Origin of the sequence: Gordonia sp. NPDC058843, from assembly GCF_042743165.1 — a bacterium.
GTDB lineage: Bacteria > Actinomycetota > Actinomycetes > Mycobacteriales > Mycobacteriaceae > Gordonia.
Genome location: NZ_JBHYNC010000022.1, coordinates 24,281 through 46,320, shown reverse-complemented (window position 1 = coordinate 46,320; position 22,040 = coordinate 24,281). Strand labels below are relative to the sequence as shown.

At 66.9% G+C, this 22,040-nt stretch carries 19 protein-coding genes; 12 read left to right on the top strand and 7 right to left on the bottom strand.

Annotated features, from left to right (window positions below; all coding sequences use genetic code 11):
• Positions 1 to 92: 92 nt before the first annotated feature.
• Complete coding sequence (locus ACFW3F_RS15510) at positions 93 to 1,109, top strand: PrsW family glutamic-type intramembrane protease (protein ID WP_388058800.1); 1,017 nt, start codon at positions 93 to 95, stop codon at positions 1,107 to 1,109.
• Positions 1,110 to 1,261: 152 nt separating this feature from the next.
• Positions 1,262 to 2,875 carry a DUF222 domain-containing protein gene (locus ACFW3F_RS15505; protein WP_388058858.1) on the top strand — a complete coding sequence of 538 codons (1,614 nt, stop codon included), beginning with the start codon at positions 1,262 to 1,264 and terminating at the stop codon, positions 2,873 to 2,875.
• A 22-nt stretch (positions 2,876 to 2,897) separates the two neighbouring features.
• Here the strand turns inward: ACFW3F_RS15505 and ACFW3F_RS15500 are convergent, their stop codons facing one another.
• Positions 2,898 to 3,308 carry a RidA family protein gene (locus ACFW3F_RS15500; protein WP_388058798.1) on the bottom strand — a complete coding sequence of 137 codons (411 nt, stop codon included), beginning with the start codon at positions 3,306 to 3,308 and terminating at the stop codon, positions 2,898 to 2,900.
• Positions 3,309 to 3,391: 83 nt separating this feature from the next.
• Between ACFW3F_RS15500 and ACFW3F_RS15495 the strand changes: the two genes are divergently transcribed.
• Positions 3,392 to 3,796, top strand: coding sequence for a winged helix-turn-helix transcriptional regulator (locus tag ACFW3F_RS15495; protein ID WP_388058797.1), 405 nt, complete (start codon positions 3,392 to 3,394; stop codon positions 3,794 to 3,796).
• 43 nt (positions 3,797 to 3,839) lie between these two features.
• Here the strand turns inward: ACFW3F_RS15495 and acnA are convergent, their stop codons facing one another.
• Complete coding sequence (gene acnA, locus ACFW3F_RS15490) at positions 3,840 to 6,446, bottom strand: aconitate hydratase AcnA (protein WP_388058795.1); 2,607 nt, start codon at positions 6,444 to 6,446, stop codon at positions 3,840 to 3,842.
• A gap of 109 nt (positions 6,447 to 6,555) precedes the next feature.
• On the opposite strand from acnA, the gene ACFW3F_RS15485 reads away from it, so the two are divergent.
• From ACFW3F_RS15485 to ACFW3F_RS15465, 5 genes are all read left to right on the top strand, one after another.
• Positions 6,556 to 7,236 (top strand): GntR family transcriptional regulator, encoded by a 681-nt coding sequence (locus ACFW3F_RS15485; protein WP_388058794.1) that lies wholly within the window; start codon positions 6,556 to 6,558, stop codon positions 7,234 to 7,236.
• A gap of 241 nt (positions 7,237 to 7,477) precedes the next feature.
• Entirely contained in the window at positions 7,478 to 8,524 is a 1,047-nt protein-coding gene (locus ACFW3F_RS15480) for a Bug family tripartite tricarboxylate transporter substrate binding protein (protein ID WP_388058792.1), read from the top strand.
• 57 nt (positions 8,525 to 8,581) lie between these two features.
• The gene (locus ACFW3F_RS15475; RefSeq protein ID WP_388058790.1) at positions 8,582 to 8,980 is read left to right on the top strand and encodes a universal stress protein; all 399 of its coding nucleotides are present in this window, start codon (positions 8,582 to 8,584) and stop codon (positions 8,978 to 8,980) included.
• Complete coding sequence (locus tag ACFW3F_RS15470; protein WP_388058788.1) at positions 8,970 to 9,536, top strand: tripartite tricarboxylate transporter TctB family protein; 567 nt, start codon at positions 8,970 to 8,972, stop codon at positions 9,534 to 9,536. Before ACFW3F_RS15475 ends, ACFW3F_RS15470 begins: the two co-directional genes overlap by 11 nt.
• Entirely contained in the window at positions 9,536 to 11,041 is a 1,506-nt protein-coding gene (locus tag ACFW3F_RS15465) for a tripartite tricarboxylate transporter permease (RefSeq protein WP_388058786.1), read from the top strand. The genes ACFW3F_RS15470 and ACFW3F_RS15465 overlap by 1 nt, the downstream gene beginning before the upstream one ends.
• Positions 11,042 to 11,405: 364 nt before the next feature.
• Here the strand turns inward: ACFW3F_RS15465 and ACFW3F_RS15460 are convergent, their stop codons facing one another.
• Positions 11,406 to 11,681, bottom strand: a complete 276-nt coding sequence (locus tag ACFW3F_RS15460) for a hypothetical protein (RefSeq protein WP_388058784.1) — start codon at positions 11,679 to 11,681, stop codon at positions 11,406 to 11,408.
• A 79-nt stretch (positions 11,682 to 11,760) separates the two neighbouring features.
• A complete protein-coding gene (locus tag ACFW3F_RS15455) occupies positions 11,761 to 12,756 on the bottom strand; it encodes a stage II sporulation protein M (protein WP_388058782.1) in 996 nt (331 codons plus the stop codon).
• A 108-nt stretch (positions 12,757 to 12,864) separates the two neighbouring features.
• Here ACFW3F_RS15455 and ACFW3F_RS15450 point away from each other — a divergent pair, with 108 nt between their 5' ends.
• Positions 12,865 to 13,752 carry an RDD family protein gene (locus ACFW3F_RS15450; RefSeq protein ID WP_388058780.1) on the top strand — a complete coding sequence of 296 codons (888 nt, stop codon included), beginning with the start codon at positions 12,865 to 12,867 and terminating at the stop codon, positions 13,750 to 13,752.
• A gap of 60 nt (positions 13,753 to 13,812) precedes the next feature.
• Positions 13,813 to 15,057, top strand: coding sequence for a lipase family protein (locus ACFW3F_RS15445; RefSeq protein WP_388058778.1), 1,245 nt, complete (start codon positions 13,813 to 13,815; stop codon positions 15,055 to 15,057).
• Positions 15,058 to 15,064: 7 nt separating this feature from the next.
• Here ACFW3F_RS15445 and ACFW3F_RS15440 read toward each other — a convergent pair whose 3' ends face one another.
• Positions 15,065 to 16,312 (bottom strand): amidohydrolase, encoded by a 1,248-nt coding sequence (locus ACFW3F_RS15440; RefSeq protein WP_388058776.1) that lies wholly within the window; start codon positions 16,310 to 16,312, stop codon positions 15,065 to 15,067.
• A 130-nt stretch (positions 16,313 to 16,442) separates the two neighbouring features.
• Complete coding sequence (locus ACFW3F_RS15435; protein WP_388058774.1) at positions 16,443 to 17,636, bottom strand: acyl-CoA dehydrogenase family protein; 1,194 nt, start codon at positions 17,634 to 17,636, stop codon at positions 16,443 to 16,445.
• Between the two features lie 72 nt (positions 17,637 to 17,708).
• On the opposite strand from ACFW3F_RS15435, the gene ACFW3F_RS15430 reads away from it, so the two are divergent.
• A complete protein-coding gene (locus ACFW3F_RS15430) occupies positions 17,709 to 18,041 on the top strand; it encodes a TfoX/Sxy family protein (RefSeq protein WP_388058772.1) in 333 nt (110 codons plus the stop codon).
• 459 nt (positions 18,042 to 18,500) lie between these two features.
• Here ACFW3F_RS15430 and leuS read toward each other — a convergent pair whose 3' ends face one another.
• Positions 18,501 to 21,383 (bottom strand): leucine--tRNA ligase, encoded by a 2,883-nt coding sequence (gene leuS / locus ACFW3F_RS15425; protein ID WP_388058770.1) that lies wholly within the window; start codon positions 21,381 to 21,383, stop codon positions 18,501 to 18,503.
• A gap of 108 nt (positions 21,384 to 21,491) precedes the next feature.
• On the opposite strand from leuS, the gene ACFW3F_RS15420 reads away from it, so the two are divergent.
• On the top strand, positions 21,492 to 21,998 hold the full coding sequence (locus ACFW3F_RS15420) for an SdpI family protein (protein WP_388058768.1): 507 nt from the start codon (positions 21,492 to 21,494) through the stop codon (positions 21,996 to 21,998).
• Positions 21,999 to 22,040 lie beyond the last annotated feature (42 nt).

Here is a 22,040-nt window from a genome sequence, read left to right as displayed (position 1 = left end):
CGGTCCGTGCGCGCTGTCGGCGCGCCGGCGAATTGCCGATGATCCATCGTGAGGTCCCACGGCTGATCGGATGCCGCGCATAGACTTCGGCGGTGGCGACGGAACAAATGGCGCAGAGGTTTCGAACCGGTGGAGACGGCTACGTCCGGGAGTGGGACGGCCATGCGTGGCTCGGGACCCGAACCCCCGACCCAAGGGTCGGTGTTCTTCCCAGAAAGGGCGGCAAGATCCGTGGCCGCCATCGATGGATGGGTTTGGTGTTCGCCGGGATGGTCGTCGGAACTCTGCTCGTCGTTGTCGCCACCAGCGGTGACGAGGCGAACAAGTGGATGCTCGCGATCGCCGGATTCGTATCGAGCGGATCGGTCCTGATCGCCGGGGCATGGATCGCCTGGGATCGACTCGGCCTCAGTGCCATCGCCGACGTGAGGCGGGTACTCGCGCTGGGTGTGCTGTCCGGCCTCGTAGCACTGGGTGTTGCCTTCGCCGTGGAGAAGGCACAGCAACGCATCCCAGGGCCCATCGGCAGCCATGTGGGTGGTCTGTTCGGTGCCGGGCCGATCGAGGAGACCGCCAAGCTCCTGGTACCAGTCCTGTTGTACTTCTTCGTCGGTGGCGCCCTCCGAGACCCGCGTACCGGATTCTTCTTGGCGTTTGTGTCGGGCTCCGTGTTCGGTGCCGGGGAGGGCGCCGAGTACGTCGCCGGAGCGATCCACCTCGCGCACGATCATCACCTCCACGATCACATCGGTGCGATCTCGGAGGAGCGCAACGCGGCGATTGTTCTCGCATTGACCCGGCCGGCCATCGAGTTCGTACATCCGTTGACCACGGCGTCGGTGGCCGCCGTCGCTTGGCTGATCGCGTGGCGGGGCGGGAAGTTCTTCTCGCGACCCGCGATCGTGACCTTCGTGATCGCGATTCTGTATCACAGCGTGAACGACGGAGTGCTCGCCGGACTTCTCGGTGGTCACCTGAAACTTCTCGGCACCGCACTGGCGTTCGCGATGGCCCTGCTCCTGTTCCACTTCGTGTACCTTCCTCGGGCGAGGCAGCTTGCTCCGCCCGAGGTCGTGGAAACCAACCCACGACGATGGCGACCGGAATAGGCTCACCCATTCTGCGCCCTGAAAGAATCTGTCCGACAGTGATTCCCGGGTCCTCTGGATGGAGGGTCGGGATTGTCGGTGGGGTGGTTTACCTTGGTGGTCACAGGGTCGGGATGGGGACCGGTCCGTGACAGTCCGGGGTCATCGTGCGGGTGTGGACCGATCTACCGAGCGAGTTTCTCGCCGGGCTCGATCCTGCCTACGCCGACGAAGACGACATGGTCACCCTCATGAACAGCCTGGGCGCCGGCAGCCGCGGCCAGTCCTACCTCGCCTGGAGCCGCTACCAGACAATCGCGGTCCTCTACGACCGACTCGTCGCCGCCCGCGAACACGCCGACGCGTTCGTGATGGACGGTTACGCCGACTGCGCCGCACGCATCGCCCGCCAGTCTGCGATCTCCCGCCGGCGCGCCGAGATGCTGATCGATGAGGCGCTCGCGCTGCGTGATCGGTTACCCGAGGTCGCCACGACGCTACGCGACGGGATCATCAGCGAAGATCAGATCCGTCTCATCATCTCGCGTACCGAACTCATCCCCGCCGACGACCCGATCACCCCGACCATCGACGCCGAGATCGCGAAGATCATCCGAAACCGGCGCGGCTCCTGGGACCGCTCACGCCTACGGGACATGGTCGACCGTCTCGTCTTCCGCCACGACCCCGACTCGGTTCGCGAACGGCGCCGCGAAGCTCTCGAGTCCCGCGGTGTGTGGACCGACAACTTCCGCGACGGCGTCGGCGAGATCACCGCCGTCATGTCCGCCGAGAACATCCGGATCAGCGCCAAAGCAATTCGGATACTGGCTGATTCGGTGTGCGAGCACGACGGTCGCACCCGCGGTGTCCGAAGCTCCGACGCGATGTTCGCGTTGCTCACCCGAACGGTTTTCGAGTGTTCCTGCGCCCGTGACGACTGCACCGCCCACATCCCCGGTCCCGACGCGGTCATCGCCGCCGTCAGCACCGAGGTCGTCATCCACGTCGTCACCGACGCCGCCACTCTCGTCGGCGCGTCCGGGCCGGGTTTTCTGGACGGGTACGGCGTCATCTCCGACGATCACGTCCGCGACCTCGCCGCCCGGACAGACGCGACACTCAAGCCCGTCACACCGCAACGGACCCAACCGATACCCGGCCACACCGAACGACGCACAGCCAAACGCCAGGCACCGACCGAGCCATCAGGCCCCGAGGTGGTTGTCGTCTACCCGGGCGCGCAACCAGCCGACCCCTACCGCCCCACGTCAGCGTGTGCGGACTTTGTGCGTGTCCGGGACGGCTACTGCACCGAACCAGGCTGTGAGCGTTCGGCTTTCGACTGTGACCTCGACCATGTCACCGAGTACGACCACGAAAGCCCAGCGGAAGGTGGCGCGACGTCGAGCGACAACCTCAACGCGAAGTGCCGGGCAGGCCATCTCCTCAAGACGCACGGTGACTGGATCGACGAGCAGTACCGCGACGAGGACGGACGGCTGGTCACCGAGTACGTGACGCCTGAGGGGGTGACGATCCACGGCGACGCCGAAACCCTCGAGGATCTGTTTCCGAATCTGCGCCGTTTGCGGTTCGAACAGGCCGCGCAGGCACCACCCTCACCCCGCACGATCGCGTCGGAGGAGAACCCTCCGCGCACCACCAATCGACTCGCCGCCAAACTGGCGCGTCGGCGAGCCGAACGTGCCCGCAATCGGAAGCTGCGCGAAGCCGAAGAGGAAGCCGAACGTCGAGACTTCCTCGACAACCCGCCGCCGTTCTGATCCGAGGGTCTCCGCCGCGCCGTCAGTCGAGGATCGCAGTGGCCTCCACCTCGACGAGGACGTCGGGTTCGAAGAGGTAATCGACGCCGATCAAGGAGGCGGGGGGCATCGGAGACGGCAGGCCGATGTCCTCGGCAACTCGCTCGACACCGGCCATGAAATCGGCGATCTTCTCGGGCGCCCAGTCGGTCACGTAGAACGTCAACCGCAGGACGTCGCCGAAAGTGGCTCCCGCCCCTGCCAAGCCGGTCGCGGTGTTTCGCAGCGCCTGAGCGACCTGGCCTGCGAGGTCCCCCGGTGCCACAGGCGTTCCGTCGGCCGTTCGAGCGATCTGGCCACTGACGTGGACATGACGCGTCCCCGTGCCCACAGCAACGTGGTGGTACGGCGTCGGCTGGGTCATGCCCAGCGGGGTCGAGTAGTCAACGGTCATGATGTTCTCCTTCGAGCGGTGTTCCCATTAGGTATAGCTTTGATACCTGGTGGTTGCAGGACACTTCAAGGAGACGTGGTTTCATGACCGATACCGGTGAACAGTCCGTCGAACTGGCGATCAGCGCGCCGCATCGCGAGCTGCTGGATCAGGTGCTCGACAAGTGGTCGTTGGCGGTCCTGAACGAACTCTGCGAGCAGCCCTGCCGCTTCAACGGTTTGCGGCGCGCCATACCAACGGTCACGCAGAAGTCGCTCACCGCGACATTGCGCAAGCTCGAGCGGAACGGCATCGTCGAACGGGTCCTGCTGAGCTCGCGTCCGGTCGCGGTCGAGTACCGAATCACCCCGCTGGGCAAGACGCTTCGTCCACCGATCGACGTGATCCTCGAATGGGCGACGGCACACATGCCCGACATCGAACGTGCCCGGGATGCCTTCGACAAGGCCGAGGACGACTCGACGGCGCAGCGCTTTTCCACCCAGTGATCACACTCCGCGCCCGGACGGCCACCGCATGACGCCTGGCTGGTCATCGCGCCAGCTGCTCGTCGAGAATGCTGGGGATGACTCCGCCGCGTCGGAGAAGTCGGCGATCCAGGTCGGTTTCCGCGGCGACCCGGGCGTCGAAACGCACTTCGGTCCCGTCGACCCGATCGACCACGATCGCCACCGTCCCGCGCTCGACGGCATCGGTGGTGCCGACGATGTGCAGCCGGTCTCCTGACCGCAGGTCCTGCAGGCCGCCGTCAACGTCAGCGGGGATGAGCAACGGCAGGACGCCGACCCCGATCAGGTTGGACCGGTGGATACGTTCGAAACTGCGCGCGAGCACTGCCCGCACCCCGAGTAGACGCACCAGCTTCGCCGCCCAGTCGCGTGAGCTGCCCATGCCGTACCGCTCACCGGCCACGATCACCACCGAGTCGCCGTCGTCTGCGTACCTCCGGGCGGCCTCCGCGAGGGGCACAACCTCCCTGGTGGGTGCGTGAACGGTGTGCGCGGGAACCGCGTCCGGAGCGAGTGCGTTTCGTACGTTCTTGTTCTGGAATCCGCCCCGCAGCATGGCTTCCCAATTTCCGCGTCGGGACGCGTAGACGTTGAGGTCGCCCGGCTTCTCACCCCGCTCCACGAGATACTGCCCGGTCGGACTGTCGGCGTGGATGGCCCCGGCCGGGGATATGTGGTCGGTGGTGATGTCATCGGCGAGGACGAGTAGTGGGTGGGCGTCGTAGTCGCCCAGCATGCTGTGCGCGAAGTCGTCATCGGCGAAGGGCGGACGCCGCAGTGCCGTCGACGACGGGTCCCAGGGAAAGAGAGGTTCATTCGGCACGTCGAGTGCGTCCCATGCCGGATTGCGGGACGCCGAGACGAAGTCATCGACGACATCGCTCGGACGCCGCGCCGAATCCGTGACGGCGTCGATCTCCTCAGGGGCGGGCCACAGGTCGGCGAGCATCACACTCCGTCCGTCGGCGTCGACACCGACCGGTTCGGACGTGGGGTCGATGGCCGCATCACCCGCGAGCGCGAAGGCGATCACCATCGGCGGCGACATCAGCAGGCCCAGTTCGAGGTCCGGATGGACGCGCCCGGGGAAGTTGCGGTTGCCGCTGAGGACCGCCACCGGCTTCCGCGTACGCGCCTCGGCGACCGTTGCGATCTCCGCCGGCAGCGGGCCCGAGTTGCCGATGCAGGTGGCACAACCGAATCCGACGATGTCGAAGCCGACGGCGGACAGGTCGTCGACGAGCCCGGCTCTCTCGAGCACACTGGCAGCAGAGGGCGAACCCGGCGCGAGAGAGGTCTTCACATACGGTGGCACCCGCATCCCTCGTTCCCGCGCACGGCGCGCCACCAGACCCGCGGCGACCAGAAGGCGCGGATCGGAGGTGTTGGTACAGCTCGTGATCGACGCGATGGCGATGGGGAAGGCGGGCATCTCGGTGTCGTCGTCACACCGGGAAGGTCCCTCGGCGCGGAAGGTCGCCGGCAGTTCGGTCACCGGCACGAGATCCTGCGGACGACGCGGTCCGGCCACCGACGGGACCACGGCGTCCAGGTCGATCTCGATCGTGCGGGTGAAACGCGGCACGGCAGCGGGGTCGAACCACAGACCGAGACGTCGTGTCACCGACTCGACGAGATCGCAGTGTTGTCTCGTTCGTCCGGTGTCGGCCAGGTAGTCGACGGTCCGTGCGTCGACGGGGAAGAACCCGGTGGTGGCACCGTATTCCGGGGCCATGTTGGCGATCACCGCCCGCTGACCCACCGTCAGTGCCGATACGCCCGGACCGAAGAACTCGACGAACTCACCAGTGACCCCCATCTCGCGCAGACGGTGGGTGACCACCAGAGCCAGGTCCGTGGCCAGCACACCAGCCGACAGCGTCCCGGTCAGACGCACTCCGACCACCTCGGGGATCCGTAAGGTGGTCGGCATGCCGAACATGACCGTCTCGGCTTCCAAACCACCTATGCCCCATCCCAACACACCGAGTCCGTTGATCATGAGCGTGTGGCTGTCGGTGCCGAGCATCATGTCGGGTACCGCGTGATCGATGCCATCGACCGTCTCCACCGTCACCACAGTGGCGAGCTGCTCGAGATTGATCGTGTGCATGATCCCGGTGCCCGGCGGGTTGATGTGCACGGTGTCCATCGTCTTCGACGCCCAGGACAGAAAGCGATACCGTTCCGCGTTACGGCGCATGTCGTGTGCCAGATTCACGACCGCGGAGTCGCGACGACCAAACGACTCGACCGCTAGCGAGTGGTCCACCGAGACCTCGACCGGCAGTCGTGGACTCAGGGCCGTCGGATCCCCACCCCGCGCCGCGACCGCGTCACGCATCGCGGCAATGTCGACCAGGGCAGGTGTGCTGGTGGTGTCATGCATCAGCAATCGTCCCGGCACATAAGGGATCTCGGCATCGCTGGTGCCGGCACGAAGCCACTGCGCCATGTCTTCCAGTGCTTTGTCGCGCGTCGCGGCGTCGGAATTACGACTCACGTTCTCCGCGAGGAGACGGATGACCGTGGGCCATTGCCGGTACACGTCGGGTCCGACGCGCCGCTCGACGTCGACCACCGGCAGGTCCCACGCGTCGGGCAGTGCCGGCGGTCTACATCCACTCACGCACTACATCATAGGTTATAACCTATAACTTGCACCACCGATGCTACTATCTCCGGGTCCGGAAGGGTCCGGACCTATCCAGGAGAGCCGATCGCCCGGGAGGCCCGCCATGACGACATCCGGCGGGATGTTCACGAAGAACGACTACGCGTACGCCGAGCTCCAGCGGCGAATCCTGACCGGCGTCCTTCCGGCCGGGGCGGTAATTCCCCAGGCCAGACTCGCCGCTGAGATCGGCGTCAGCACCACACCTCTCCGCGAGGCGATCCGCCGACTGTCCGCAGAGGGCATGGTCGAACTCGAGGCCCACCGGGACGCGCGGGTGACGCCCGTGTCGGCCGACGAGGCGCGTCACCTCTATCAGGTTCGCGAGAATCTCGATCCGCTCGCCGCGGCACTCGCCGCGCGAACGCGGACAGCCGCCGACATCGCGGCCATCGGCGACGCCTTCGATCGCCTGTCGCCCATCGCCAGCGCATCCGATCTCGACGCCCTTGTCCGACACCGGGAGTTCCATCGCACGGTGTACCGCGCGTCGGGCAACCCCGTCCTCATCGACATCCTCGAGCGCCTCTGGGACAAGGCGGACCGCTACCGCGTCATCGGCCTCACTCACCGCGGCGACTCCCCCGCCGACCGGTCTCGGGTGACCGCCGAGCATCGGGCGATCATGGCGGCCGTCGCCGACGGCGACGCCGACCGCGCGGACGCAGTGATGCGCGAGCACATCGGCAACAGCTTGGGGCGTCGAGCGATCGATGCGCTCGACGAGGGCCCCGCCGCCGACTGACCAGCCTCAGGATCACCTCCGCTCCAACTGTGGTGTAGATCACTGCCATAGGTTATAATCTATAACGCCGTGTGGCTCGACCGGATCGAAAGCCGCATGACCGGCGCCGCGCGAAAAGCGCAAAACGATACTTATGCGCCTAACGGTGACTGTGATGCCCGTTACGCCAACACTGCTGATGTGACCACCGCTGTGGTCGTCCTCACATCCGCCTGCAGAACCGATTGAGAACGAGGACCGCATGACCGCACCACCGCCCAGTGCCGACGAGTCGGCCGCCGCGCCCCCGACACCTCGCCCGCCGAGGCGTTTCCCCCTGCTCGTCAAGGTGCTCGGCGCTCTGGTCGCCGCAGCGATCGTCGTTGTCGGGGTCGTGGATGCCGCCGGCAGTGAGGGCGGTGCCGACGCACGGGCCCAGCTCACCCTGATCGCACCCGCCGCTGCCGGCGGAGGTTGGGACGGTGCGGCGCGCGAAATGCAGCAGGCACTGCGGGCTCAGAACATCGTCAACAACTCACAGGTCGTCAACATCCCGGGCGCCGGAGGCACCATCGGACTCAGCCAGTTCGCCGGGATGTCTGGTGACCCGAGCACGATCATGATCATGGGCATCACGATGCTCGGCGCGATCAACATCAACGGCTCCGACGTGGATCTCGGAGATGTCACCCCGATCGCTCGCCTGGCCGATGACTACGACGTGGTCGTCGTACCGGCCGATTCCCCGATCACGACCGTCGAAGAGCTGATGGCCGCGTGGAAGAAGGACCCGAAAGGCTTCACATTCGGTGGCGGCTCGCTGGGCAGCGTCGATCAGATGATCATCAGTCAGATGGCCCGCGAGAACGGTGTGGACCCTGCTGCGGTCAATTACATCGCCTACTCCGGTGGAGGCGAGCTGGCCACCTCGCTCATGTCGGGGACCATCAAGGCCTCGGTCAGCGGTTACGAGGACTTCGTCGACCAGATCACCGCCGGAAACCTGCGTGCGCTGGCCATCTCGGCTCCTGCCCCGGTGCCGGCCATAGATCTGCCGACCTTGTCGGAGCTGGGTTACGACGTCACCCTCACCAACTGGCGCGGAGTGGTCGCACCACCGGGGATCACCGACGAACAGCGAACCGAACTCGAAGCGATCGTCACCGAGGTCGTCGAATCACCCGAGTGGCGAGATGCGTTGCAGCGCAACAACTGGTCCGACACATTCACGCCGGGGAACGGATTCACCGAGGTCATCGACCAGCAGTCGGAGTTCGTCCGCGGCATCTGGGCCGACCTCGGATACTGACCGGATTTCTCGCACGTCCAGCACAACCTCTCGCCCACACGACATCACGGAGACACCATGACCATCCTCGTCGCCTTCGCCCACACCCCGGAAGGTCTCGCGGCGCTCGAGCACGGCCGGCGCCTGGCAAGCAGCGAGAACTCACAACTGATCGTCTTCGACATGGACACCCCCGCTGTCGAAGACGGCGGCAGCATCACCGAGCCCGACTTCGCCCGGGTCGACAACGCGGTCAACGCCACCGAGGTCCGATGGATCGGCCATCGCCGCGAAGACTCCGACCCGGCCGCCGAACTCATCGACGTGTCCGAGGAACTCTCCGCCGAACTCATCGTCGTCGGCCTGCGCCGTCGATCCCGCGTCGGGAAACTCCTGCTCGGGTCGAACGCGCAGCGCATCCTCATCGATGCCGAGGTTCCGGTACTGGCAGTGAAGGCATCACATCATGACGACTGACAACGCGGCGGCCCAGCCGGCCGCACCGCTCGACGGCGACCGCAGACCAGAACGTGCGCGTGGCCCGCTCACCGGACGAAGCGGGCTGGTCGTCGCGGGTCTGATGCTCGCACTCGCCGTCTACCTGACCGTCGGCATCATCGGCATGGAGATCCCGGGTAGCGCCGCAACGCCCGGTCCGGCCTTCTTCCCGGTCATCCTGGCGATCTGCTCCTACGCCATCGCCGGCCTGCTGACAGTGCAGACCCTGCGTCATCCCGACGAGCCCGACCCCGACATCGTGCCACCTGAGACCGGACAGTGGCGAACGCAGAGCGACTGGCGTGCAATGGGTCTCGTCCTCGCTGGACTCATTGCCTTCACCGTGCTGCTGATCCCTCTGGGATGGATTCTGTCCGCCGCGCTACTCTTCTGGATCGTCGCCTATGCCATGGGCTCGAAGCGGCCGGGCCTCGACATCGCGGTGTCCCTCGTCGTCTCCTGCGCCGTGCAGGCGTTCTTCTCGGCCGGCCTCGGGCTGAACCTGCCCGCCGGAATTCTCGGAGGCCTGTTCTGATGGACAACATCTCGCTCTTGCTCGACGGCTTCTCCCAGGCGCTCACGCCGATGAACCTGCTCTGGGTCTTCATCGGTGCGCTGCTCGGCACCGCGGTGGGCGTGCTCCCGGGTCTCGGTTCGGCGATGGCCGTCGCGCTCCTGCTGCCGGTGACCTTCACCCTCGACCCCACCGCCGCGTTCATCATGTTCGCCGGCGTGTACTTCGGCGGTCTCTTCGGCGACTCCACCATGGGCATCCTGATGAATACACCCGGTGGGTCCACCGCCATCGCAACATCATTCGAGGGCCACCGGATGGCCAAGCGCGGCCGGGCCGCGCAGGCGCTCGCGACCGCCGCCATCGGCGCCTTCATCGGCGGCATGATCGCGACCACCATCGTCGTGTTCTTCGCACCCAAACTCGCCGAGCTCGCCATCCAGTTCGGTCCCGCCGAGTACTTCGCACTCGCCGTCTTCGCCTTCATCGCGATCGCCTCGGTGGTCTCCGACTCCGTCATCAAAGGTCTGACCGGACTCCTGATCGGTCTGATCCTCGCGGTCGTCGGTATCGACGGGATCTCAGGCACCCAGCGCTTCACCATGGGCGCACCTGAACTGTTCGACGGCATCAGCATCATCGTCATCACGGTCGGCACCCTTGCCCTGGGCGAGGTCATCTACGTCGCGTCTCGCATCCATCGCACGCGTGCCCCCGACGCCGACGCCGTCATCGGACGTCCCTTCCTCAAGCGCGCCGAGTTCCGTGAAGCCCTCCCAGCATGGTTGCGCGGCACCGGTTTCGGTGTTCCGTTCGGCGTCATCCCGGTCGGCGGCGCGGAGGTGCCCACATTCCTCGCCTACGGCGCCGAGCGGCGTCTGGACCGTAAGCGACCCGACCCCCAGTTCGGGCAAGGCGCCATCCGCGGCGTGGCCGGACCCGAGGCCGCGGGCAACGCGACGTCGGGCACCGCGATGGGTGCGCTTCTCGCCATGGGCTTGCCGACGTCCGCGACCGCGGCGATCATGCTGGCCGCGTTCCAGCAGTACGGCCTGCAGCCCGGTCCGCTGCTCTTCGAGCGCAATGCCGACCTCGTCTGGACACTCATCGCCAGCCTGTTCATCGGACTGGTCATGCTGCTGATCCTCAACATGCCGTTCGCCGCGATCTGGGCCAAACTGCTGCTGATCCCCAGGCACTACCTCTATGCAGGCATCGCGGTGTTCTGCGTCCTCGGTGTCTACGCGACCTCGGCCGCGATCACCGACCTCATCCTGGTCATCGCGATCGCCTTTGTCGGATATCTGCTGCGCCGCTACGGTTTCCCGCTCGCACCCGTCATGATCGGCGTCGTCCTCGGCCCCCTGGCCGAGACCAGCCTGCGCAACGCGATGATGTCGAGCGGCGGAGATCCGAGCGTGCTGGTGGGCAGCGCGATCACCTGGGTCCTCTACGGCGTCCTGGCCGTCGTCGTCCTGTTCACTGCGTTCCGCCGCGTGCGGATGCGCACACGCCAGGACACATGAGGCGCCTCGCACGCGAGAGCGGATGAGTGCGCGGACGACGGTGTCATCGTCAACCCCGCCGCGATCCGCAATGGCATGACCCTCGACGACGCGATGGCGGAGTTCGGACGGATCTGATTCCGTGCGGGCCGATTCGATCTCGAACGAACGGCTTACCCCGCCTCTGAGGAGCGAGCTTGCGAGCATCACGAGGGGTCCTGGTGAGATCCGTCGCGAGACCCTTCGAGGCTCGTCGCTATCGCTCCTCGCACCTCAGGGAGCGGAGGGGAGCGTCGCTATCGCTCCTCGCACCTCAGGGAGCGGAGGGGGGGCGTCGCTATCGCTCCTCGCACCTCAGGGAGCGGAGGGGGCGTCGCCACTGGCGTCACTTCTTCGCGAGCACAGCCCGGTAGCCGAGGAACCCTACGTACCCGGTGAGCCCCGCCAGACCCAGTCGTCGGGTGCGGGGCGACACCAGCGCAAGACCGATGGCGGTCTCGCAGGCACCGTTGCGGTAGGTCCACGTGGTGGTGTCGTCGGGGAACACCGGCGTGGTGATCGAGGCGAACGCCTGCGGCGCCACGAAGTGCGCCACTCCGGTAGCGGCCAGTCCGCCGCCCAGCAGCGAGACAGCGTCCAGTGATCCCTTACGAGTGGCCATCAGAGTGTTCCCCTTCGTCGTCGTCGACTCTCCCGGTGATCGTAGGCGTCGACCCATCGTGGCCGAACCCCGACAGGCGTTATCGCACCGTCGGCACGGTCAGCCCGCGGTCGGCCTCGTCGAGATCACCGGTGTCGCCGTAGTCGTGAGCGCGACGTCCGGCGACGAAGACGTACGCCATGAACAGCGACCACGCCGTCACACCGATGCCGATCCGGGCCCACGTCGGCAGCGAGGACGGGGTGACGAACGCTTCGATGACCCCGCACAGCAACAGCACGACCACCAGACCGAGTGCGACCCCGACCGCTGCCCGGCCCTCCTCCCCGAGGGCCGTTGTACGCGTTCGGTCTCCCGGGGACACCCACGCCCAGAAGATGCGCAGACCCACGCCCGCGGCGACGAACAGGCAGGTGAGTTCGAGCATCCCGTGCGGCAGGATCAGTCCGAAGAACAGGTCACCACGGCCGTGACGGATCATGATCGACGCGACGACCACCAGGTTCAGGATGTTCGTGTAGAGCATCCAGATGACCGGGAAGCCGAAGACGCCCAACGCGATACACAGTGCGGCGAGCCAGAAGTTGTTGGTCCACACGCGCGCGGCGAACGACGTCGCCTCGAATTCGCTGTAGTAGTTCTCGAAGTCGTTGGTGACGAGTCGTTCGATCTCTCCGGGTGATGCGAAAGAACTCTCGATACGCGGGTGCTCGAGCACCCACCACGTCATGACTGCAGCCGCACCCAGCGACCCACCCATCACCGAGAGCCACCACCAGCGCATTCGGTACAGGGCAGCCGGGAACGACCGGGTGAAGAACTCGATCACCATCACCGGCGTACTGACGCGGGTCCCGGTCGCGCGACCGCGGGCACGCGCCAGCAGAGCCGACAGGTACGCCACGAGCGACGCATCGGGCGCGGTCGAGCGGATGACCGACAGGTGGGTGGCCACCCGCTGGTAGGTGTCGATCATCTCGTCGGCCTCGGCACCGGTGAGTCGGCGGCGGCGGGAGAGCACGTCGAGCCGTTCCCACGTCGCGCGGTGCGCGGACACATAGGCGTCGAGATCCACTCGGCCAGCGTATCCGGCGTTCTCGCAACCGCGGCAGGTGTCATTCAGCGGACGTCGCGGCTGTGTGTTCCCACCGTCGCGGCGCGGCGGCGCGTCGTAGGGTGAGGCGTGCCGACTCACCCTGTGCCGCCTCGACCCCCCGCGGGCCCCGGTGCACCCGTCGCCGGTCGCCCCGGTCCGACGGCCTGGGGTGCCGGCGCCACGACCACGGTCGGCGTCGGACGAAACGACCTGGTCTCCGGCGAGGCCGTCGCCCTCGCACTCCCGCCGGCGAGCCTCGGCTACCGGATCCTCTCCGGCATCATCGACGTCCTGCTGGGCTTCGGGCTGTGGTTGTTCCTGTGGTGGCTGTCGTTCAAGGTCGCCGGCGAGGCGAGCGACGCCTGGCGGGGCACCATCAACACACTGATCCCGATTCTCGCCGTCGTCGCGCTGCCGACGCTGCTGGAGACGGTCACCCCGGGCAAGTCCGTCGGCCACCTGATCCTCGGCCTGCGAACGGTCCGAGATGATGCCGGCCCGACCGGCTTCCGGCACTCGCTGACCCGCGCCCTCATCGGCTTCGTCGAGCTCTACGCCTGCCTCGGACTCCCGGCGCTGATCTCGGCGGCCATCTCGCGCCGGAACAAGCGTCTGGGTGACCTCCTTGCCGGCACCTACGTGATCCGAGACCGCCACAAGCTCGTCGACCAGGCACCCATCGAGATGCCGCCGGGCCTCGTGTCGTGGGCCGTCTCGGCCGACATGGCCGCACTCCCCGACCCGCTCGCGGTGGTCGTCCGCCAGTTCCTCGACGGCCGGCACGGCATGAAACCCGAACCGCGGGCGCATGCCGCCCGTCGGATCGTGTTCGACGTCGCGCCGTTCGTCGCGCCCCCTCCCCCGCCCGGTGCCCCATTCGAGGACGTGTTGTCGGCGATCATGGCCGAGCGCCGGCGCCGCGACACCGAACGGCTGGCACGCGAAGCCGAACTGCGGGAACGTCTGCTGCGATGATCCGTGCCGCGGCCGTTTGACCTCGGCGCGCGACGCATTCATCGCGGCTACGCTGCTCGAGTGACGGTTCCGACCCTTCTTGCGACGGACACGAGACCAGGCGGTGGTCGACGGCTGTTCCGCGGCTTGCTCACCGCCGGGGTGGTGTGCGCCGCAGTTCTGACGGGTGCCGTCCCGTCGTGGGCCGCGCCGGCCGGCGGGTCGTCGACCGTCGAACGCGTGGTGCCTCGCATCGTCGACACCGAGGTGGTGACAGAACGGACTGTTGCTCTCCCCCATGCTGATTCGACGCTTCGCGTGCGGTACACCTCGACGTCGATCCGGGGAGTGCCCACGGTGATGTCGGGTACCGTCCTGACACCGCAGACACCGCCGCCCGCCGGGGGCTGGCCGCTGGCCGTCTGGAACCACATGACGGTCGGTGCCGCCGACGACTGCGCCCCCTCGACCGCGCACTCCGACCACACCGAGCTACCCCGGATGACCTCCGGTGACGCCATCGTCTCGCGTCTGCTCGACGCCGGATTCGCCGTGGCCCGGCCGGACTTCGAGGGCATCGGCGAGCCGGGTCCACACCCCTACCTCATCCGGGATTCGCTCGCGCGGTCGACGATCGACATGGCGCTCGCCGCGGCCGGGCACGATCCGCGGATCGGTCGTGACGTCGTCGTGGCCGGTCACTCCGAGGGTGCTGTCGCCGCTTTGTCGGCCGCTGCCCGGCCGTCGTCGGAGTGGGGAGATCTACGTCTGCGCGCGGTGTCGGCGCTGGCACCGCCGACGCAGATCGCCGCTCTTCTCGACGGCGCATCGAATGTCCCGATCGCCGGACCGGCCATCAACGAACTCATGGGGCTGGCCGCGTTGATCGGAAGCGGCGCGGCCGCAGCAGATCCCGCCTTCGACAAGCTGATGGACAACGGCGGTCTCAGTGTCGAAGCCCAGCAGCTCCGACCGCAGGTGGAGACCCGCTGCTACGCCGATCTGACCGCACCGGACTCGTTCGGCGGCCTCGCTCCCGCGCAGCTCCTCGGACCACGCGGCGCCGAGATGAAGGAGGCGCTGCTGACGATCCTCCGCGCCAACGACGTTGCCGCACTCCGCTTCCCGCGCGGAGTTCCGGTACGAATCGACTCGGGCACCGTGGACACAGTGTCCCCGGCACCCCTGGTGTCGGGACTGGTCGACACGTATCGACGCGCGGGCGTACCGGTGTCGTATGCCGACCGGTTCACCGGACACGCGGGAGTGGCAACCGATCGACAGAACGCCCACATCATCGCCGAGTGGCTGATCGCTCGGGTGTGAACGTCGGTCAGATACCTGGACCGAGCCACGTACGCGCGGCATGCACCAGCGCGCGAACCCCGATCGGCAAGGTCGGGTCGATGACCGGCGCGTAGTGCGGTGAATGGTTGGACGGCACCGTCAGCAGTGCCGGGTCGGTCATGTCACCGGTGGTGAACAACGACGGGTCCGCACCCCCGAGCAACCAATACGACAGTGGTGCACCGCAACTCGTTGCAAGGATGCCGACATCCTCACTGCCCGCACCGGCCCCGGGGTCGAGAATGTTGCCCTCCCCGAGCCACCCGGCGAATGTCTCGAGGGTCTTGCCCAGTGCGTCAGCGTCGTTCGTGACCACGGGGAACCGTTCGATCTCGGTGACCGTCGGTTCGTCGGGCGCTCCCGAGGCAGCGGCCTCCCCCCGGACGATGCGTTCGACACCGTCGAGAATCTTGCGGCGGACGCCCTCGTCGTAACTGCGGATGTTCAGCTGGATCTCGGCCGCACCGGGGATCACGTTCGCCGCGTCGCCGGCATGGATCGAGCCGACCGTCAGCACAGCGGTCGCGGTGCTCGGGATCTCCCTGGAGACAATGGTCTGCAGCCGCAGTACCGTAGACGCCGCCAGGACGATCGGGTCGACGGAGGCCTCGGGCATGGATCCGTGCGCTCCACGGCCGACGAGACGGACCCGCAACGAATCCGAGCCCGCATACGAGGCACCTGGGTGGCCCGCGATCTTGCCCGCGGGCAGCGGGGCCACGTGCTGGCCCATTACCACGTCGGGTCGCGCGAATCGGTCCCACAGGCCGTCGTCGACCATCGCCTGCGCGCCGGCACCGAGCTCTTCCGCAGGCTGGAAGACCAGGATCAGCGTGCCAGACCACCCTCGGGTGTTCGCAGCCAGGACCGCCGCAGCCCCGAGCAGGCACGTGGTGTGGAGGTCGTGGCCGCATGCATGCCCCACCGGGACCGACTTGCCGGCGTCGTCGGTGGCGGTCACCGTGCTGGCGTAGTCGAGACCGGTGTCCTCACGGACCGGGAGTGCGTCGATGTCGGCGCGCAGCGCGATCGTCGGTCCGTCCCCGTTTTGCAGGACGCCCACGACCCCGGTCTTCCCCACCCCCGTTGTGACCTCGACACCGGCGGCCTCCAGGCGATCGGCCACGATCGAAGCGGTCCGATGTTCTCGGAAACCGAGCTCGGGATGCCGGTGGAGATCCTTGTACACGTCCACGAGCGACGGATCGATCGTGATATTGGCGGGTGCGGTCATCCCACACCACCTCCGATGGATGGAGTCCTCGGTCAGGGCGCCGGTCTTGGCCCTCTTCCTCCCCCATCGTCACACTTGGGCATCCGAGATTTGTCGGGTCACCGCATTAGGTTTCGCGGATCCAGAACCACTACTTCAAATCCGCCGACGTCTTACCCAACACACGCCGCGCGATGATCAGCTGCTGGATCTGCTGCGTGCCTTCGAAGATGTCGAGGATCTTCGAGTCGCGCGCCCACTTCTCCACCAGCGAGGTCTCGGAATAGCTTGCGGTGGCGCCGATTTCGACCGTCTTGTTGGTGATGTCGGTGACGGTCCGGCCGGCCTTCGCCTTGGACATCGAGGCCTCGGTCGAGTTCGGCTGCTTGTTGTCCGCCATCCACGCCGCCCGCACCGTGTGCAACCACGATGCCTCCCAGTCGGATTCGAGTCGGATGAACTCGGCGACGGTCGCGTGCTGCGACGCGGCGGGACGGTCGTAGTCGATATCGTGGCCCGCCTCCTCCAGCATTCGACGCAGCTCCTCCAGGGAAGCGCGACCGAGTCCGATGGCCATAGCCGCGACGACCGGCCGCGTGTTGTCGAAGGTCTGCATGACCCCGCCGAAGGCCTTCTTGGTGTCGATCTCCGGCGAGCCCAGCAGGTTGTCGGCAGGAACCCGCGCGTTCTCGAACCGGATGACTGCCGTGTCGGAGGCCTTGATGCCCAGCTTGTGCTCGAGGCGGGCAACGGTCACGCCCTCGGTGGTCATGGGCACGACGAAGCTCTTGATGGCGGCGCGCCCGACGCTCTTGTCGATGGTCGCCCACACGACGACGTGGTCGGCGCGTGACCCAGCGGTCACGAAGATCTTCTCGCCGTTCAGGATGTAGTCGTCGCCGTCGAGGGTCGCAGTAGTGGACACCGCCGCCGAATCGGAGCCGAAGCTCGGCTCGGTGATGGCCATCGCCGCCCACACATCTCCGAACCGCTCGAGTTGCTCGGGGTTGGCCACCGCCGCGATCGCCGCGTTGCCGAGACCCTGACCCGGGATGGAGAGCAGTAGCCCGACATCGCCCCAGCTCATCTCCAGCGCGGAGAGCAGTCCACGCATGTTGGCGCCGTTCACCGACGGCGCGTCGGACGCCGACCCATCGGTATCAGCGGACTTCTCCGAGGATCGGCCCTGCTTGGCGAGCTTCGCCAGCTCGTCGAGCTCGACCGGGTACTCGTGTTCGGCCTGGTCGTACTTGCGCGAGATCGGCCGGAAGAGGTGCTCGGCAGCCATGTGGGTGCGCTCGACCGTCGAATCGAACTTCTTCGGGAGCTCCAGGTTGATCGCCATGTCAGCACCTTACTGCCCAGTAAGTTGGTTGCCAAGTCCCGGTTCGTGACCGAAGCCGAATAGCCTGGACCGGTGGCGTACGACGAGGAACTGGCCTACCGCATCCGCGCTCTGCTGGCGACCGAGTGCCGCCTCGACGAGAAGGCCATGTTCGGCGGGCTGGCCTTCCTGATCAACGGCAACATGGCCGTCGCCGCCAGCGGCAAGGGCGGGATCATGGTTCGAGTCGCACCCGAAGAGACGGCGAGCCTGCTCGAGTACCCGCACACCCGCCCGATGGTGATGTCCGAGCGCGAGCTCCGGGGATGGCTTCGCGTCGACGACGCAGGCATCGCCACCGACCGCCAACTCTCCCGCTGGATCGCCATCGGTTCCGACTACGCGCGCAAGCTCCCGCCGAAGTAGATCGGGGCGCGCCGCTGCCCGAGGAGCGAGCGCCAATCTCTTGCTCCCGGAGGAGGCCGGAGCCTGCGGGCCCGACCTCTGCTCCTGAGGAGGCCGGAGCCTGCGGAGGCCGTCTCGAAGGGTCATGGCGAGATACGTCGCCGACCTTTCGTGGCTCGCCGCTATCGCTCCTCGCACCTCAGTATCTGCGGCCTAGCGGCCGTCGTGGACCACGAAAGAACACTCGTGAGTGTTCGAAATCCATGCTCCCTGAGGTGCGAGCGAAGCGAGCCACGAAGGGTCTCGCAACGTGTCTCACCAGGCCCTTCGAGGCTCGTCGCTTGCGCTCCTCGCACCTCAGGGATCAGGGGTTATGCGGTTCTTTCGGATTAGGGAGCAGAGGTTATGCGGTTCTTTCGGATTAGGGACCAGGGGTTATGCGGTTCTTTCAGATCAGGGAGCAGGAGCGGAGGGGCGCCGTCAGGGGACGATGTTGACCATCCGGCCGGGCACCACGATGACCTTGCGGGGTTCGGCACCGTCGAGGATCGCGGCGATCTTCTCGTCGGCGAGCGCGGTGGCACGCAGGGTGTCCTCATCGGCGTCGGCGGCCACGGTGATGCGGCTGCGGACCTTGCCCTTGACCTGAACCGGGATCTCGACGGTGTCCTCGACAAGCCATGACTCGTCGGCCGCCGGGAACGGGGTCCGCACCACGAGGGTGGCGTGACCCAGTCGATGCCACAGCTCCTCGGCGATGTGCGGCGCCAGGGGAGCGAGCATGGTGACCAGCGATTCGACGGCTTCCCTCGGCGCGCCGGTCTTCTCGAAGTTCTTGGTGAGATGGTTGGTGAGCACCGTCAGCTTGGCGACCGCAGTGTTGTTGCGCAGCGCGTCGTAGTCCTCGCGGACCCCAGCGATCGTCTTGTGCAGCAACCGTTTCGTGTCGTCGTCGAGTTCGGCGTCGGCCACCCGTAGCGCACCGGACTCCTCATCGACGACGAGGCGCCAGATGCGTTGCAGGAAGCGCTGCGAGCCCACCACGTCCTTGGTTGCCCATGGCCGTGACTGGTCGAGCGGGCCCATGAACATCTCGTAGACACGCAGGGTGTCGGCACCGTAGTCGCGGCAGATGTCATCGGGGGTCACCGAGTTCTTCAGTGACTTGCCCATCTTGCCGTACTCCTGGCGGACCTTCTCACCGTTGTAGAAGAACTCGCCGTTCTCCTCGGTGACCTCTTCGGCGGGTACATAGACGCCGCGCGAATCGGTGTAGGCGTAGGCCTGGATCATGCCTTGGTTGAACAGCTTTCGGTACGGCTCCCGGCTGGTGACGTAACCCAGGTCGAACAGGACCTTGTGCCAGAAGCGCGAGTACAGCAGATGCAGGACCGCGTGCTCGACGCCACCGATGTAGAGGTCGAGGCCCCCCGGGTCGTTCTCGCCGTGCAGATCCGGACGGGGACCCATCCAGTACGCTTCGTTCTCCTTGGCGCACAGGGTTTCCGAGTTGGTCGGGTCGATGTAGCGCAACTGGTACCACGAACTGCCCGCCCACTGGGGCATGACGTTGGCGTCCCGGGTGTAGGTCTGCACGCCGTCACCCAGATCGAGTTCCACCGTCATCCACTCGGCCGCCTTGGCCAGCGGAGGCGACGGCTCACTGTCCGCGTCGTCGGGGTCGAAGGACACCGGCGCGTAATCCTCGACCTCCGGAAGCTCCACCGGCAACAACGTTTCGGGTAGCGCATGCGGCTGACCTGCCGCGTCGTAGACGATCGGGAAGGGCTCGCCCCAGTACCGCTGACGCGCGAACAGCCAGTCGCGCAGCTTGTACTGGATCCGGCCGGTACCCACACCGTCGGCCTCGAGACGCTCGACGATCGCCGCCTTCGCGTCTTCGACGTTGCGGCCGTCCAGGAATCCGGAGTTCACCAGGGGACCGTCGCCCACATAGGCCTCTGCGGTGATGTCTGTGTCGGAGCCGATCACCTCGCGGATCGGCAGTCCGAACACCGTCGCGAACTCGTGGTCACGGGCGTCGTGCGCCGGAACCGCCATGATCGCACCGGTACCGTAACCCATCAGGACGTAGTCGGCGACGAACACCGGAACCCGTTCGCCGTTCACAGGATTCACCGCGAAGCTGCCGGTGAAGACGCCCGTCTTCTCCTTGTTCTCCTGGCGCTCGAGATCGGACTTCGCAGCGATCGACGCGCGGTACTCGGCGATCGCGGTCGCAGGATCGGCCGCACCACGGGTCCAGCGGTCGTCGGTGCCCGACGGCCATTCGACTGCGGTCAGCTCGTCGACCAGGGGATGCTCTGGAGCGAGGACCATGTAGGTGGCGCCGAAGAGCGTGTCGGGACGGGTGGTGAACACCTCGATACCACCTACGCCGGGCACGTCGAAGCGCACCTGGGCGCCGCGCGAGCGCCCGATCCAGTTGCGCTGCATGGACTTGACCTTGTCGGGCCAGTCCAGCAGATCGAGATCGTCGAGCAACCGGTCGGAGTACGCGGTGATCCGCATCATCCACTGCCGCAGGTGTTTCCGGAACACGGGGAAGTTGCCGCGATCACTGCGTCCGTCGGCGGTGACCTCCTCGTTGGCCAGCACGGTGCCCAGTCCCGGGCACCAGTTGACAAGCGAATCGCTCAGGTACACCAGACGATGGTCGTCGAGGACCTCGGTGCGCTCGGCGGGGGAGAGGTCGGCCCAGTCGCGCCCCTCGTGCTTTCCGCCCAACGTTCGTGCGCCGGCTGCGAATTCGTCGACCAACTCGGAGATGCGCCGGGCCTTGCCCGGATCGGCGTCGTACCAGGAGTTGTAGATCTGCAGAAAGATCCACTGGGTCCAGCGGTAGAAGTCGACATCGGTGGTGGCCACCCGACGACGCTCGTCGTGGCCGAGGCCCAGGCGCCGGATCTGGCCGAGGTAGCGCTCGATGTTCTGATCGGTGGTGGTGCGTGGATGGGTGCCGGTCTGCACGGCGTACTGCTCGGCGGGCAGTCCGAAGGAGTCGAAGCCCATCGTGTGCAGCACGTTCTTGCCGGTCATCCGCTGGTAGCGGGCGAAGACGTCGCTGGCGATGAAGCCGAGTGGGTGTCCGACGTGCAGGCCCGCACCGGACGGGTAGGGGAACATGTCCTGCACGAAGAGCTTGTCGGCAGCGGTCGCGTCGCCGCCGCCGAACGCCGACAGGTCACCGGCCAGCGGCCCGACGGGATTCGGCGCCTCGTAGGCGTGCTCGTCGGACCAGGTCTGCTGCCAGCGCTGCTCGATCTCGCCGGCGACCGACGCCGTGTAGCGGTGTGCGGTCGTACCGGCGGTGTCGCCGCTCGTCTTCTCGGCTGAAGTCACGCGACCAGGGTAAATCCTGTCGGTCGTAGCTCCCCAACCCGGTCGCTCTCGCTGTGGTCGGCACCGCCTCGACCGATACCGATTCACCCCTGTACGACGCACGGTCGTATGCTGTGGGTCGTGAATGCCGTGTCCGTCGCCGTTGCCGTACTGCTCTTCGTGCTGGCCGGACTCTGGGCGGTGGTAGGAATCCGGGGACTCCGCGGCACCCTCCCGCGCAATCGTTGGATCGGCGTCCGCTCAGCGGAGACCATGCGATCCGACGAGGCGTTCCGCATCGCCAACCGCATCGCCGGACCGGGCACCCTCGGCGCAAGTCTTATCCTGGCGCTGGGCGGCATCGCGACCCTAGCCGTCCCGGGTGGGTGGGCACTGGCCTTCGGGCTCGTCGCGCTGGTGGTCGCGCTCGTGGTGATCGGACTGGTCAGCGGCATCGGCGTACGCGCCGCGGCAGCCGTACCCGCCGACGAGGACGGCTGTTCCTGCTGTTCGGGCGGCGACGCCCACGGTCACGCCGCCGATGAGGACTCCTCCGGCCCGGCTGATTGCGGCACCAGCAGCTGCGGTGCCTGCTCGTTGCGCGGCGTCTGCGCGAGCGACTCCGCCCAGGCCTGAGCCGGCCGGCGTCGCTTCACATCACTGATCTCGGGGCACATC

What these genes read in the sequence shown, in the direction of transcription:
- ACFW3F_RS15500 (WP_388058798.1), bottom strand. Translation starts at nt 3,308, where the DNA reads ATGACCGTTGACTACTCGACCCCGCTGGGCATGACCCAGCCGACGCCG.
- ACFW3F_RS15495 (WP_388058797.1), top strand. Translation starts at nt 3,392, where the DNA reads ATGACCGATACCGGTGAACAGTCCGTCGAACTGGCGATCAGCGCGCCG.
- ACFW3F_RS15485 (WP_388058794.1), top strand. Translation starts at nt 6,556, where the DNA reads ATGACGACATCCGGCGGGATGTTCACGAAGAACGACTACGCGTACGCC.
- ACFW3F_RS15480 (WP_388058792.1), top strand. Translation starts at nt 7,478, where the DNA reads ATGACCGCACCACCGCCCAGTGCCGACGAGTCGGCCGCCGCGCCCCCG.
- ACFW3F_RS15475 (WP_388058790.1), top strand. Translation starts at nt 8,582, where the DNA reads ATGACCATCCTCGTCGCCTTCGCCCACACCCCGGAAGGTCTCGCGGCG.
- ACFW3F_RS15470 (WP_388058788.1), top strand. Translation starts at nt 8,970, where the DNA reads ATGACGACTGACAACGCGGCGGCCCAGCCGGCCGCACCGCTCGACGGC.
- ACFW3F_RS15465 (WP_388058786.1), top strand. Translation starts at nt 9,536, where the DNA reads ATGGACAACATCTCGCTCTTGCTCGACGGCTTCTCCCAGGCGCTCACG.
- ACFW3F_RS15460 (WP_388058784.1), bottom strand. Translation starts at nt 11,681, where the DNA reads ATGGCCACTCGTAAGGGATCACTGGACGCTGTCTCGCTGCTGGGCGGC.
- ACFW3F_RS15440 (WP_388058776.1), bottom strand. Translation starts at nt 16,312, where the DNA reads ATGACCGCACCCGCCAATATCACGATCGATCCGTCGCTCGTGGACGTG.
- ACFW3F_RS15435 (WP_388058774.1), bottom strand. Translation starts at nt 17,636, where the DNA reads ATGGCGATCAACCTGGAGCTCCCGAAGAAGTTCGATTCGACGGTCGAG.
- ACFW3F_RS15420 (WP_388058768.1), top strand. Translation starts at nt 21,492, where the DNA reads ATGCTGTGGGTCGTGAATGCCGTGTCCGTCGCCGTTGCCGTACTGCTC.